This window comes from Providencia sp. UF-224 (assembly GCF_058245955.1).
This window is the reverse complement of the sequence record NZ_JBSICC010000019.1, coordinates 76,486-91,030: the sequence shown is the minus strand read 5'-3', so window position 1 is coordinate 91,030 and position 14,545 is coordinate 76,486. Positions and strand designations below refer to the sequence as shown.

The following is a 14,545-nucleotide window of genomic DNA, read 5'->3' as shown; positions in this document are numbered from 1 at the left end:
ATCACGAAATATTGCGGGTAGAACACGATCCCCGCGGGATCACACTCAGAGAAATGGATCTTGTGGGGCTTAGTAAACTTCTGCAAACTCATGTTGTTATCCTTAATCTATAGCCAAACGTTGACGACATTTTTGCAATTCTTTCCCGTGTTCATCCGCAAGGGCTGCTTCACGTAATTCACGTAAATTAATTGGTGCTAATTTGCTGCCTTGTTGCGTCACGATATCCATTAGAACTTGAAAATTACGCAAACCTCTCGCATGAGTATCGCTATACCCTTTTACTACTCGCTGGCATTGTGTGATTTCAGTCGCCAAAGCAGGGTTTGTCCGTGCGGCATCAACCACCGCGGCTAACCACTTTTCAATTCGCTGATTTTCTAATTGGTAGCGTAAAGTTGAGCGTCTACCTCGTCTCCATGCTGCTAGCACGTATAACTGTAAAAAACCCCACAACGAACTGGTAGTGATTGTGCGACCTCGTTGCGTCAGTTTGCGAAGCGCTTTGTGAAACCAATGTGGCTTCATCAACCAATTACCTAAATTTTTGGGAAGCGTTTCGCAAATCTCTTCAATACGTGGATGCATAAATTCATTGATGTCCAATAATTGGTTATCTTTTGCTTGGACTTCATTACGTACTCGGGTGAATCGGCTATCACGAATTTTGAGGTCAGCCACGCGAATGGTGTCTTCATAAGACATCCATAATGCTAAGTGGCGAACAAGCGCACGTTGTAAACGCTCGTCTTGACCACCTTCTTGCGCAAACAGGTTGTTAAGGCGGTCTAAATACAACGTGGCATAAGCAGGGTCTTGGTAATCAATTAACCGGCGAACCCCTTCCGTCGCTAAATAATGAACATGGGGAGCAAATTCATTATTAATACGCGCTAATAACGCAGAAATTTGTTTATTTTTAGGGGTTGATGAAACGGTTTGAGATGACTGAGCTTGGTATGCCTCTTCGGGTTGCGCGGCTTTTTCAGCTCCGAGAGCAAAAGCACGTAGGCTAGGTTTTACCCCAACACCGCCGCGCACAATGGTTTCTTCAAATTGTACGCGACTAAAAGGTAAAACACCGGAGCCAAATAAAGCACCAAATAATACTGCGCTGATCACGCTACCGCTTTCTTGGGCCGCTTGAGCCATATCAAAGTGAATGAATTGGCGAGCCGCGAGGCCTGCATGGCGGATCAATGCTTGGCTATCAACACGGCCGTCACCCATCGCTGACTTTTCAGCAATCGAGTAAACACGGTGTGTGGAGCTAATTAACGTTGTGCGTTCTGGTGTGACAAAACCGCGCTGAACAGAGCGACCCGCCTCCATGAGTTCGGAGGCAAGAACGACATCCACATCACCTGGCATTGGCATCAATGCCAAAACAGGTGCAGGCGTTTCTGGGTTATCAGCGCCGGGGAACAATTCAACATAATAAATCGTTGCACCAGTACGCTGAGCAACACCCGGAACGGAGGTGGTTTGTGCGAAATAACCATTCTCTTCGCCTAAATTAACAATCCAATCGGCGAGAACGCCACCGCCCTCGCCCCCCATCGCTAAAATGGCGATTTTAATGGGCTGTAGCGCGATTGATGATGGAGATGAAAGCATTCGTTCCCCCTTAGAAACTGAGTTCTTCACGACGACGTGCATCACGACGTTGCAAATAACCAATAAACCAACCGCGAACACGATGGCGTAGCTTGTCCCAGCGATTTGGGTTAGTAATAATTTGAGCTTTAAAAAATGAAGGACATAAAACAGCTGCGTGTGAAACCTCGCCGCATAAACCGCATCCCACACAGCTATCCATCACCGTAGCAACAGGGTCTGTTCTTAATGGATCTGGATTCGGTTTTATTGATAAAGACGGGCAACCAGAAAGACGAATACAGGAGTGATCCCCAGTGCAGGTGTCAGGGTCAACACCAAAGCGCTCACGCACAACTCGTTTACCTGCGGCTACGTCATTACGAACCTTTTTCTTTTCGCGGCGCTGCAGGTTTAACATGCATTCGCTTTGCGCAATCAGCACCTTTGGCCCTTTTTCATCTGTCGTCAACGCTTCACGTAATGTGTTAGTCATTGTTTTTAGGTCATAAGTGCGTTTGATGGTTTTCACCCAATTCACACCGACCCCTTTGACGGCCTTTTCAATTTCATGGCCTGTACTGCGAGTTGGGTTCAGCGCTGTAGAGGAGAGAATATCTTGCCCACCCGTTGCTGATGTATAGCTGTTATCAATAACAATGGTTAAGTTATCGCTACGGTTAAACACGCTATTAGCAATACCACTGGTTAAGCCGTTATGCCAAAAACCACCATCGCCCATCACTGAAATTGCGCGTTTCCCTGCTTTGGCATTTAATGCCGCAGCACCTGCTCCGCCCAAGCCATAACCCATCGTTGTATTACCGAGGTTAAATGGTGGGAGAATAGAGAATAAGTGGCAGCCGATATCGGCGCTAACATGGTGTTCGCCAAGCTCACGCTCGACCAGTTTCATAGCCGTAAAAATAGGCCTTTCAGGGCAACCCGTACAAAACCCTGGTGGGCGCGCATGTACAGTTTCATCAAGTGTTGGTTCTGCGGCGTTGACGTATTCAGGTAAAGATTCTTCAGCTTGCCCAGCCGCAATATTAATTGTTGGAATACGAATTTGTTTCGCGGCTGCTTTGACTTGAGGTTCTATTTTTCCATGCCGTTCAAAAAAAGAACGTAATCCAGCAAGCACTGTAGCAGTGTTGTATTCTCCCGCCATCGGTAACATATCTTTGCCGTGTAATTCGATATCGATATTCCGCTGACGCAAAATATTGGCAACATTCTGCTCAACAAAGTTAGGCTGCCCTTCTTCCAGCACTAAAATCGCCTTTTTATTACTGCAAAAACGTTCAAATTCATCGTCAATCAATGGGTAAGCCACATTCATTACATATAGCGGAATTTTGCTATTACCGAACACATCCGCTAAACCAATTTGGTTAAGCGCGCGGATCAGTGTGTTATAACAACCACCTTGTAATGCAATACCGACATCGTCTGCATCCTCAGAAAAGAACTCATTTAATTCGCGCTCTTGAATAAACCTAACGGCAGCTGGCCAGCGTGCTTCAATTTTCTCTTTTTCATGTAAAAAACTCGCAGGTGGTAACACAATCCGACTCACATCTCTCGTTGGGTTTTCAAGTGCGTCTTTAACTGTAAATTTAGGATGCTGGTTTTCCGCACACACAAATTGGCCATGAACGTGACATGAACGAATGCGCATTTGCAGCATAACGGGCGTATTACTGGCCTCAGACAAATCAAAACCATCTTTAACGGCTTGAACAATCGAAGGTAAATTCGGGCGAGGGTCGAGTAACCACATCTGTGATTTCATCGCAAAAGCATGGCTACGTTCTTGCATAATTGAGGAACCTTCACCGTAATCTTCCCCAACAATAATCAACGCACCACCTAACACACCGCCTGATGCTAGGTTTGCAAGTGCATCGGAAGCAACGTTTGTCCCAACTGTTGCTTTGAACGTAACCGCACCACGTAAAGGGTAATTAACAGAAGCGGCTAGCGTCGCGGCGGCGGTGGCTTCGCTTGCACTATTTTCAAAACGAATACCATATTCAGACAGAATATCCTGCGCATCTGCCAGGACATCCATTAAATGTGAAATGGGTGCTCCCTGATACCCTGCAACATAGGAAACACCGGACTCTAACAAGGCTTTTGTCACTGCAAGGATACCTTCACCGCTGAAGACCTCACCTTGCCCTTGTCGTAATTTTTGAACTTCTTGAACAAACGAGCGCTCAGCCATTTTAACCTCACCAGTCAACGTCAGAACGTTTCTTTTATTTTTTGTGTTTCTTAGTTGTATCCTTTTTGTTAATTAAACGTCAATCCATGATTAATCATGCAAATTGGATTTATGCAGAGACTGGATAAGCCCTGCACATAGAGGATAAATTGCTTATAAAAACAAGAGGTAAATAGTTATTAATAGCAAGAATAGCTTAATGAGGATGATAGAATGGAATATATAAAAAGTGCGTAAAATCATGAAGTCACAGCCAATTACCCCTATAATAAAAAAGGGATTAGTCATTTAGTCCGGTAAATTTATTTATTCTAGACAATTCAACCAAACAACCATAAATCATAAATACAAACAGAGACAATAACATGATTAATCATATATATTTTACTAATTAATAAATAAAATAACTTTATTTTTTATATTGTTACAGCTATCACAATAACCACACTGTTTCTGATTTTTTGCACTTTATGGATAGTTTTTGCACATAATTAGCTAGGTAAGCAAAATTGTTTATGATATGTTCAATTAACATTTAGTTAAAATTACTTTAATAAAATGTTAATAGACTAACAATTAAGCACCATCATAAATGTAACAAAATATACTTAATAAAAACCTGAACTATTTTTGTCATAAATATAATAATTAATTGAATTAATTGAGAAAACCTATAATAAGCAAAAATAGCCAAGCCAGTACCTAAGTCAATCACAAGGGAATGGCTGGTGATTAATTTTGGAGGTACCTCCGATGTTGAGCAACTCGTGGTCCCACTCATCTGCACCTCAGATTGAAAATCAGATCTGTTCGTCAGAACGTTTGTTATTTACATCCGCTGATCCTGAAGAAATAAAATCAATGGTTGGCCGAGTGATGAAACCGCATCAATTTCACTTACTCAATCCCCATCAACGTCTTGATGCTCGCATGCATTATATTCCTATGGGTGATATTTCCTTAAGCCGCTTACGCTATGGTGCAGACGTTGCCATTGCCCCCGGCAAACTAGAAGATTTTTTCCTTTTACAAATGCCCCTTGCAGGTAGTGCAATTATTGAAAGTGGTGGAAAACGGTTAGAATCTACACCACAAATGGCATCATTACTTAGCCCTGAAGAATCAACAACCATGCGTTGGAATAGCGATAACGATCAATGCATGTTGAGAATTTCGCGATCATTACTAGAGAGATCGTTAGTTGGCCAACTCGGCCATACCCTCGATAAACCACTCGTATTTGAATTGGGTTTTGCGTGGCAATCCTGTATAGAATGGCGCACTTTAATGAATTACCTGATTGAATGTGCCACACGAACACCGGATCTTCTCCAACATAAATTAATTGCTACACAAGTCGAGCAATTGGTTTCTGTTACGCTGCTTTCTACACATGTTCACAATTACACTGAAGATTCAGGTATGCGCAGAGCGACTATTCGCCCTCGCCATGTTCGCCGAGTGCAAGAATACTTAGAAGCCCATGCGCATGAGCCAATTACAGTTGAGCAATTAGCGCATATAGCAGGTGTCAGTTTACGTAGCTTATATGCGGGTTTTAAAGAGTTTTTAGATATCAGCCCCATGCAATATTTACGTGATTTGCGCATGGAACGTGTGCGGGCAGAATTATTATCAGGAGAAGCCAGTAATGTCACTGGGGTAGCTCTGCGCTGGGGTTTTGCACATATGGGACGCTTTAGTGCTGAATATAAGCAGCGTTACGGTGAATCACCGAGCCAAAGTATGAAAAAAGCCTAATACCCGTAATTTATATTATTATTAGAATAATCAGTAATATCAAAATGCTATGTGTGGCCTTAGAAAAAAGTCCCCCTCTTTTAACCTAACCTATAGAGGGGGATATCTAATCTAGAGACAAAAAATGAAAATAAATTAAAAAGTTTCAATTTGGATAAGTAATATTTTATAAGAAAAATTACCTATAAGAAATAGTTGTAATTGCTGAGTCTAGATATATCTTTGATAAATTAATATCAGAAATTTTTATAGAAGATAATTTTTTTTCACTCTCATTTAATGCAGATAATTTAAAGGAATAATTTTTTTCATTACCTTGTTCATAACAAGACAATGTAATTGCATTGATATCCCTATTGTATTCACAAGGACTTTCAAATACATACCCACCAAAATTGACTATCCCCCCATTATTTTCTGTGCTGTGTGTAATGATAGAAAAAAAAGAAAAGAATACGAAAAAAATATATTTCATTATAAGTCACTCTATTTGATAAATTAATCTTAACCTTATAAAGGCTTTATCGATGACCAATAAATCACATACAATAAACTCACCTCTCAATCTTAAAAATTGATTAATTTTCAATTAATTAAACATTAAGGTAATTAAGATAATTCAGCCAATAGCCAAAATAGCATCTCATATAGGAATAGATACGTATTTAAAAGAGTATGATAATCGGTCTTTATTTCGAGGCAGAATGATACTAAGTTAAATTAATATGTCAATACAGTTTTTAATAAACAATTACATTTAGTCAACTTAGCTTACTTCTAAATAGGTAAGAGAAAATAAAAAACACCATTTAGTTTAAAATAAAAACCCTTTTCATATTAAAAACATATATATTCAATATAAGTAATTTGTTTAAAATTCTAAACAAATAAAAAAGCCACTAAAAAATAATTATTTTAGTGGCATCTTTGCCAATGAGTTTTTATAGGGGAATTTACTAATCGTAAGATATATTAAATATCATTTTTGCTTGAATTTTCCCTGGAGATATTTCTTTTTTATATTGGTAATATTTTGCTATGTAATTAAGATTAATTGTTTTTTCTTGTTGAATTCCAACGCTACCAACCAAATATTCTTTGTCCCATTCTAATGGTTTATCTTCTTCAGTTAAAACTTGTACACCAACACCATCCGCAGCTTGGAGTTCTGACGAGCTATTTTTCAATACACCTTGGTTTTTCACTGTATCAGCAGCAAGCTCGCCATTGAAAGACATATAAACATTCGATGTATTCGCGATATTCACACCGCCACTGCATAACATATTAATCGAAAATGGCGTTGAACCCGCAACAGAACCGATACCTGAAAATTCACTTTTTTTCACTGAACGCATTATCACGTTTTGATTTACACCTGAGGTAATCTTACATGAAGGAGAAATTATCGTAATTGCATCCGCTGTTAATCGAGTAATTAATGCTGGTGATATAGAATCAGGTAAATATCCATATCGGGTATATTCACCTTGATGAATGGAGCCCGAACCTGTGATTTCAGCTGTTTTTATCACTTGGATCGTAAATGTTGAACCTGCTAAAACAACATTTTTAAGTCCATTGCCCGGTACAGTATAGTGCCCCGGATACGTAATTTTGATATTACCGCCATCAGCATCACGCCTAAACCTAAGACCGATTCCCGGAACATTTGTTTCAATAATATTGTCCCCTGACATCGGCTTGTTTACCACAATGTTAGCATCTAAAATTGTGCCACCAGTGCATTCCCCCCAAGGTACTGTTGCTGTATCCATACTCCATGTTCTTTCACGTATGATTGTCCCAACAGGAAGATCAGGACTCACGACGACACGCCCCAATTCCATATTAATATCAACGGGAGGAACTGAAGAACGAGTACAATCGGCTAATACTGGCGCGCTGACGGCAAAAACAGCAGAAAAATAATATAAATATATTATTCGCATATCATACCCCTATTCAATTCACTCTGCTTATTGATAAAAAATGAACATTCACCTTCATGCCAAATTACTGTGGCTTTACCTTCATATTCCCCAGTAATAAAGACATTACTTCCTTGCCCTACGCTGCCAATTGACTCTCCGTGAATATTTTTAATATCGGCACCAAAAGGTAAAGGCCTACCATTGTTTCTTTTTATTTCAATTACATTTGTTTTTTCCATTTTGGTATCAAAGCTGACTTTTACGATACTGCCTTCATAGGGCACAATATTTTTAAGGGTGTTTGTGAAGACAATATCTTCAGAGCTCCCTTTAGGATCCAATTCAATGGTATTAACACGGTATGGCCGCATATATGAGGCTAAAGCATAACCATTCCCATCAATATATGTTCCAGGGGATCCCACAATGGCTGCACCTTGAGCATCTTTAGCTTCAATAAGTGCCATCGTTTGAGATGTATTTGGTGAAAAAGTTATTCCTTCAGAATGAATAACCATCGAACCATTTGCCCCCATCCCGTACTGACGATAGCGTTTTCCATGACTATAATTCGCATTTAGAGAAGAATAAGACGTTCGGTAGGCCGTATTGAGAGCAACATTATTATTGCTGTTATTTGAAAATGATGAGTTAATTCCATAGACCCAATTATTTTCCTCATCAAAAGCCCCATTAATACCAAGCTGCGTTGCCTCAAATGTGGAGTTGTTAAAAATGGTATTTGACGTCAAGGATATCTGGCGATTATCACCAAAATATAATGGATAACTGAGATTAATACTGATTCTATCGTCTTTTTTATTATGATTATTATCAGAATAAAGCCGCATAAAAGCGACAGAGTAAGATAACCGGTCAAAACGATTATAATAATTAAACTGATACTGTTTTTCCGAACGGCTATCGTCCCAATAATACGACATTCGCCCCGTAAAATAAAAACCGCCATATTGGTCAGGCAACTCTTGGTTAACGGTATAATTTATGCTTTTCTTTTCATGCCTTAGGCGATTATTTGTATGATTTTTTTCATTATCAATTAAATAGAGTGACTCATTCAAATCATAGTAAGACTCACTCGAGTTGATATTTCCACTGACAATAAAATTTGTTTTTGTCTCTGAAAATAATTTGTTAAGTGTTAATTGATGTTTGAAGCCATTTTTATCGCTATTTTCTGTTTTGGTTTTTGCACTAGTAACATCGTAAGCCAAAGCGCCAATTTTTGTATTAATCCCTGTGCCCAGCATATACGCTTGGTAGTCATCATAAGCATTGATCCCAGTGTAAAATGTAAAATAATTATTGTAGCCATGTTGCAATGTCCCTTGAATAATATAGGGGCGATGACGATAAGCATTTTGATCTAATTTTCCAGCAGAAACTTGGTAGCGTGTAAATTTGGGCCTTAACAATTGAGTTAACGATGAATAAGGTACAGAAAATGAATTTTCACTTCCATCAGCTTCCTTGATCGTTACCTCTAAGTCATTTCCATAACCTGAAGGATTCACATCTTGTAAATTAAAGGGCCCAGGTGGAACAGAGGTTTGGTAAATAACTGTGTTATTTTGTCGTACTGTCACTAATGCATTACTTTGTGCAATACCACGTATCTCAGGGATATAATTTGCCACACCATCGAGATACATACTGTCATCCGTTGCAATCTTTACACCCCGTAAACTCACGCTATCAAATATATTACCCTGTGTATAAAATTGCCCTAATGTCATTGTCGATTTAATCGGGACAAGGGGGGCTTGTAGGTAGGTTTGATTACTATCCCACTTAAAACTATCTCCCTCTTGCCACGTTGCATTGCCAATATGTTTTAGTTGCCAACCTTTGTATGAAAAACCTGAATTCACACCCATATAGAACATGGAATAATGATCTACTGATGAGCTAGAAAGGTTATTACTATAGAAATTAGCTTGGTAAGATGTATTTAATGCAGGAATTCCTGTATCCCAAAATTCAGGGGGAACATAACTTGCGTGAGATTGAATGATATAAATTTGAGGAAATGTTAGGTCTAATCGGAGGCTGGTTGGTTCAAAGGTTTCTTTGATATTGCTATCTGAGTTCCATTCCTTCAGCGAGTTGCAATGTTCACTTTGGCTTAAGGTATTATTTAGTGCATTTGTATCTATTGCGAGACTCATTAGCAATTTATTGTTATAACAGGCTCCCATGCCATCATTACCCTTACGACGTAATTGTATTTCATGACGACCTTTCCAATTTTTATTTACATAAATATCAATGGAGTAAGTACCTTCTCTTAACTCATTTTCATTAAAATGTGTTAAATCAATGTTGTTTTCACCACCAACAATAAACCCGCTATTAAATTCATAAATTTCATCTACGTCTTGTTCTTCCGCTTGAACATGATTTCCCCAGAAAAAAGTTGGTATCATTGATAATGTGAAAAAAATAGTTTTCTTTTTTTTATCTCGCATGTTCATCCCTGTACCTAATTAGTGCACTTTTATTTTTGCTGGAACCTCTGCGCCATAATCATTAATGTTATTTATCGTTAGGCTTTCTCCAACACTCACTACCCCTCGAATTTTTATTGTTTTCGTCTCATTTGGAGACAACATAAATCCTTCTAAATTTAATGTACTACTATCTGTATTGACCGTTGTTACGGTAATAAAAAATGGTGTTGGATTTTTGATTTGAAGAGTTCCATTCCCCCCTGATACTTGCAAATTTTCAGGAGCTAACTCTCGGCTTCCTAATTTATTAGGGCGATACATAAATTTAAAGCGAGAACGAATTGCAAGCTGCAACATATTTTGATCGGCATTTTTCTCTGATTTAGTAATAGGAGGAATATCTAATAAATTTAGCCAATATAATGTTTCTTTATCTGTGGATAATTGTGATTTATCAATCAACTTAATACGTATTGTTTGACCACCACCGGCTGATAACTTAGAAATAGGTGGCATAATTTGAAATGGTGTTTTGATTGTTTCAGGAAGTGCCTTTGAATTACCTTCATCAAGCCATATTTGTGCAACCGCGGGGCGATTTGCTGTATTGTTTAATTGAATGGTAATTTCCTTGTCATTTTCAGCGTAAATAAAACGCGTCCCATTAACAATAATATTGTCCGCAAAAACAAACTGGCTAATAAAACCTATGAATAAGCTCAATACTTTCAATACGTTCAATAATTTCATTTGTTCCCCTCTTATAAGCGGTAGTTTTAACTACCGCTTGAGATAACAAATAAACCTATAAAAAATTAGTTATAGGTTATTTCATAGGTCGCATAGCTATTAACTAAACCTGTTGTTACCGTTGCAGGCACTGGCGCGGCATAACCAATGAAATAAGTAAAACGAGCACCATCTTTAATTGAGGCTAAATCACTCGCGACTTTTGCTTGGCTAGGATCACCGGGTATAATTTTGGTCCCCGTTAAGGTAGTTCCACCTTTGGTTGCAAGTACCAGTTGGATATTTTTAGCGCCTGTTGATTCTGTATTGGCTAAGTACCCTTCAGCACCAGCAGGGGGGCTTTGTAAGATGTTACCACCATCCCAATAAACGCCAATTCTGTCCATTTTTAAATTCACATCTACATCCGCACGTGTTGATGTGGCAGTTTGTACACAATTGGTGACATCAATAACAAATGACTTTGGTTTTAAATAAGTATGTGCCGCGGCGGCTTTAACTTCTTTAATTGAAACTGGCGCTAAATACACGCTAGCATTACTTCCTTGTCCATCTACTGATACCGTGCAAGAAATATCAGTCACTTTTCCGTAAAAGTTAACTTGCCCACCCGCGACTTTATCTGTTGCTGCAAATGAATTAATAGATAAGCAACCAGTAGTAATAAATACGGTTAATAATAGTTTTTTCATGGTTAATTCCTTTAATTAAATTATAAAACGGATGCTGACTTATTAATTAACTGGGGTTTTAAAATCCATTTAATTGTCATAATCTGTTAGCAAATGTTTCTATTTTAATACTTTGAAAACTAATATTTATTTTAATACCGCAATAAACAACCAGATTTAAACAGTTAATGTCTGGATGACTTTTATAATAATACACAACTTATAAATAAATAAAATTTTTTATTTTATTTATTTAACGAATCAATTAATTAATCAAACAAAAAACATATTAAACAATAAGTTATAAAAACTTAATTATTCAAACTAATAAAGATTGATATTAACAAGAAATAAGTAAACCCCCTTGAATATATATATTTTTGAAATGAAATGCATACCATTTCTTTTGATTTAATATATACGTGATTCCACTATAAAATGTTAATTTTAAAATTTAAACAATTATAGAACCACGTATAATTAACTATAAAAAAACGCCATATAAGACTTAATCATATATGGCGTATAAGCAAAAAAAATAATAATATAACTAGAAAGGAATCGATGCTTTTAAATAAATTTGTGAACCTTCTGGACGGTTTCTCACTTCAAAGTCTTTTTCCCATTTAGCGGTAAATAACCAACCTTGTGGATTTGCATAGCGAATTGAAGGGCCGATGGAATAAGCGCGGGCTTTTCCTTGGGCAGAATTAGGGCCGCTATCATCCGTTGTTTGCCAAAATGCGTAACCACCAATCCCTGCTACCCAGCCATTGCCGAACCCCCAACCTAAACCATAATCAGCGTGGAAAGCTTGCCCTGAACGAGTTTTGGTATCGTTATTGCGAAAGTTAAAATCATACATCATTTTTAAATCAGCATTCACGCCAACAGGGGGGATATAGCTAATCGCCCATACCGGTTGTAATGCCCAATAGTTTTTACCTAGACTAGAAGGGTCTGTTTTACTGTATTTCCCTGTCGGTGCATAGGCATCTAAACCCACCACATAATGTAAATCCGCAGAAGGGTGGAAACCCAAAGCAGGCCCGAATGTCACATCGCCTAATCCACGGCTAGTGTCTTTTTTGCCCGCGGCTTTTGCGGTCACATCCAATAACGGCACGATGGTATGGAAAGCTAAATCGCCGCCCAATATTTTTTGATCTGTTACCCAAATTAAGCGGGGCGCCAATACATTCACATTCACGCTAAATCCAGGAATTGGGATTTTATCCCCTTTATTATCACGAACGCTGTCATAGTGCGCATTCCCACCATACATCAGCACATGTACACCGGGCGGGGGTAATGCACCCGACATAAAGTTTTCAAGCCCATCGGGATAGATACCCAACCCGCCCCCTTCCGTCGCAAGGGCGCCAAACGAAAGTACGCTGAGACACGAACCTGCAACAAGCTTACTGATTGTTTTTTTATTCATCATGTTTCCTGCCATAGTGGGTTGTCTTACTGTGTGTGCTTTGCCTGTTATCTCGCAGTTCCCTTGCGTTTTATTTTTGTCCTATTTTTTCGTCAGTTTTTGCGCAACAAGGTAACCAGAACCCCCGCCAAGACCGGGACCCGGATGTGTTGATGCGCCAATATGAAAAAGGTTTTTAACCGCTGTTTGATGTGTTTTTGTTTGGCCTGATGCCGCAAAAGGCCGTAGCCAGAAGAATTGATCCGGTGAACACGTTCCTGAGTAAGGATCGCCACCAACAAGATTACAGTTATAGTTTTCCAGATCCGCTGGCGAAATAGCTTTACGCCCCACGATCAGCGAAGAAAAACCAGGCATAACCTGTTCTAAACGTTGCTGAATTCTATCTGCAACCCCTTCACGCACTTCCTCATTCCACCGCCCATCATCGGGGATAGTAATTTCCCCTGCTGAATCCCCTTTTAAGCGCCTTGGCAATTCTTGCATTTGGATCCATAAGATCCACCCACCATCAGGGGCACGGCTGGGATCTAATGCAGTCGGTTGCCCAATCCCAAATGTTGGTTTTTCAGGTAGATAGCCATTGTTCGCTTGAGTTACGGATAAACAAACCTGTTCCATGCTTTCCGTAAAATGAACGAGTGGAACATTTAATAATTCAGGGTTGCACCAAGGAGGCGGTGCACTTAATGCAAAGTGAATTTGCATCCCTGCGCGGCCATAGCGGTAACCTTTCGCCTTTTCCATCACTTGAGGTGAGACATTATCAAGTAATGAGCCATACAGTTGCGTTGGGGTGACGTTACACACCACACTTTCTGTAGCTTGGATCATTTGTCCATTGACGATAACACCCATCGCACGGCTATTTTTCCCCTCACCTTGCGTCACCACTTTTTCGACGTGCATCCCCGTTTTGAGCTCACCACCATGAGCTTCAATCACTTTCGCAAAAGCCTCAACGATGCGATAACTGCCACCTTTCACGACAGGCATCCCACCAGCAACAACGGCAGCGAAGGTTAATTTACCAATTAGCGCCGAACTCGCTTCATCAGGCCCTAACCCGGTGTGAAGTACCCATGGCGCCATCAACGCGCGGCTAAAATCATGCTGCAATTCGCGTTCGGACCAGCGGCGAAAGCTTTCCACACCTGATTTAGCAAAATCCAATAACCCATCGACACCGCGTTTACGCCATTCGGAAAACAGCAGCTTTAACATACCGCCGCTATAAGGGTTTTGCCCTAATAAACCAAATGTGAGCGCCGCATCTTGGGTGAATAATTTGTCTGCCATTTTACGAAATGCTACCCCATCACCAGGCGCAATGAGATCGAGCTGTTTCGCGGCCTCAGCAACATCCCGCTTCAGCGCAATAGACTGCCCATCGGGTTGGACTAGCCCTGTTGAATAGTCGCATTGGGCAAACTCTAATCCATACTTTTTCAAGTGCGGTTCGAGTTCTTGATAGCCGGGGCTGCCAACAAACAGTGAATACCAGCAAGAAAGCAGATCATGGGTATACCCTTCAAATAAATTTTCAGTCCGAATACAACCGCCTAAGCAGTCATTTCGTTCTAACACCAACACCGATTTTCCGCGCACTGCCAGCAAAGCCGCGCACATCAAGGAATTCATCCCGCTACCAACGACGATCACTTGTGGGTTAGAAAGTGTTGCCATAC

10 protein-coding genes are annotated in these 14,545 nt (G+C 39.7%); 1 reads left to right on the top strand and 9 read right to left on the bottom strand.

Annotation, left to right across the window (positions count from 1 at the left end):
• Positions 1-102 precede the first annotated feature (102 nt).
• Together AC4IFO_RS16610 and AC4IFO_RS16605 are read right to left on the bottom strand one after the other, a co-directional pair.
• Positions 103-1,617 (bottom strand): indolepyruvate oxidoreductase subunit beta family protein, encoded by a 1,515-nt coding sequence (locus tag AC4IFO_RS16610; protein WP_490736032.1) that lies wholly within the window; start codon positions 1,615-1,617, stop codon positions 103-105.
• A gap of 10 nt (positions 1,618-1,627) precedes the next feature.
• The gene (locus tag AC4IFO_RS16605) at positions 1,628-3,826 is read right to left on the bottom strand and encodes a thiamine pyrophosphate-dependent enzyme (protein ID WP_490736030.1); all 2,199 of its coding nucleotides are present in this window, start codon (positions 3,824-3,826) and stop codon (positions 1,628-1,630) included.
• A gap of 753 nt (positions 3,827-4,579) precedes the next feature.
• Here AC4IFO_RS16605 and AC4IFO_RS16600 point away from each other — a divergent pair.
• Positions 4,580-5,587 carry an AraC family transcriptional regulator gene (locus AC4IFO_RS16600; RefSeq protein WP_490736028.1) on the top strand — a complete coding sequence of 336 codons (1,008 nt, stop codon included), beginning with the start codon at positions 4,580-4,582 and terminating at the stop codon, positions 5,585-5,587.
• Between the two features lie 178 nt (positions 5,588-5,765).
• Here the strand turns inward: AC4IFO_RS16600 and AC4IFO_RS16595 are convergent, their stop codons facing one another.
• The 7 genes from AC4IFO_RS16595 to AC4IFO_RS16565 all read right to left on the bottom strand — a co-directional run bounded on the left by AC4IFO_RS16595 (position 5,766) and on the right by AC4IFO_RS16565 (position 14,543).
• The gene (locus tag AC4IFO_RS16595; RefSeq protein WP_490736026.1) at positions 5,766-6,062 is read right to left on the bottom strand and encodes a YmdA family protein; all 297 of its coding nucleotides are present in this window, start codon (positions 6,060-6,062) and stop codon (positions 5,766-5,768) included.
• Between the two features lie 481 nt (positions 6,063-6,543).
• The gene (locus tag AC4IFO_RS16590; protein ID WP_490736024.1) at positions 6,544-7,539 is read right to left on the bottom strand and encodes a fimbrial protein; all 996 of its coding nucleotides are present in this window, start codon (positions 7,537-7,539) and stop codon (positions 6,544-6,546) included.
• Positions 7,530-10,010, bottom strand: a complete 2,481-nt coding sequence (locus AC4IFO_RS16585) for a fimbria/pilus outer membrane usher protein (protein ID WP_490736022.1) — start codon at positions 10,008-10,010, stop codon at positions 7,530-7,532. The genes AC4IFO_RS16590 and AC4IFO_RS16585 overlap by 10 nt, the downstream gene beginning before the upstream one ends.
• Before the next feature lie 18 nt (positions 10,011-10,028).
• Complete coding sequence (locus tag AC4IFO_RS16580) at positions 10,029-10,724, bottom strand: fimbrial biogenesis chaperone (RefSeq protein ID WP_490736036.1); 696 nt, start codon at positions 10,722-10,724, stop codon at positions 10,029-10,031.
• Positions 10,725-10,807: 83 nt separating this feature from the next.
• Complete coding sequence (locus tag AC4IFO_RS16575) at positions 10,808-11,434, bottom strand: fimbrial protein (protein ID WP_490736020.1); 627 nt, start codon at positions 11,432-11,434, stop codon at positions 10,808-10,810.
• Between the two features lie 529 nt (positions 11,435-11,963).
• On the bottom strand, positions 11,964-12,857 hold the full coding sequence (locus tag AC4IFO_RS16570; RefSeq protein ID WP_490736018.1) for a SphA family protein: 894 nt from the start codon (positions 12,855-12,857) through the stop codon (positions 11,964-11,966).
• Positions 12,858-12,938: 81 nt separating this feature from the next.
• On the bottom strand, positions 12,939-14,543 hold the full coding sequence (locus tag AC4IFO_RS16565; RefSeq protein WP_490736016.1) for a phytoene desaturase family protein: 1,605 nt from the start codon (positions 14,541-14,543) through the stop codon (positions 12,939-12,941).
• Positions 14,544-14,545: the final 2 nt, after the last annotated feature.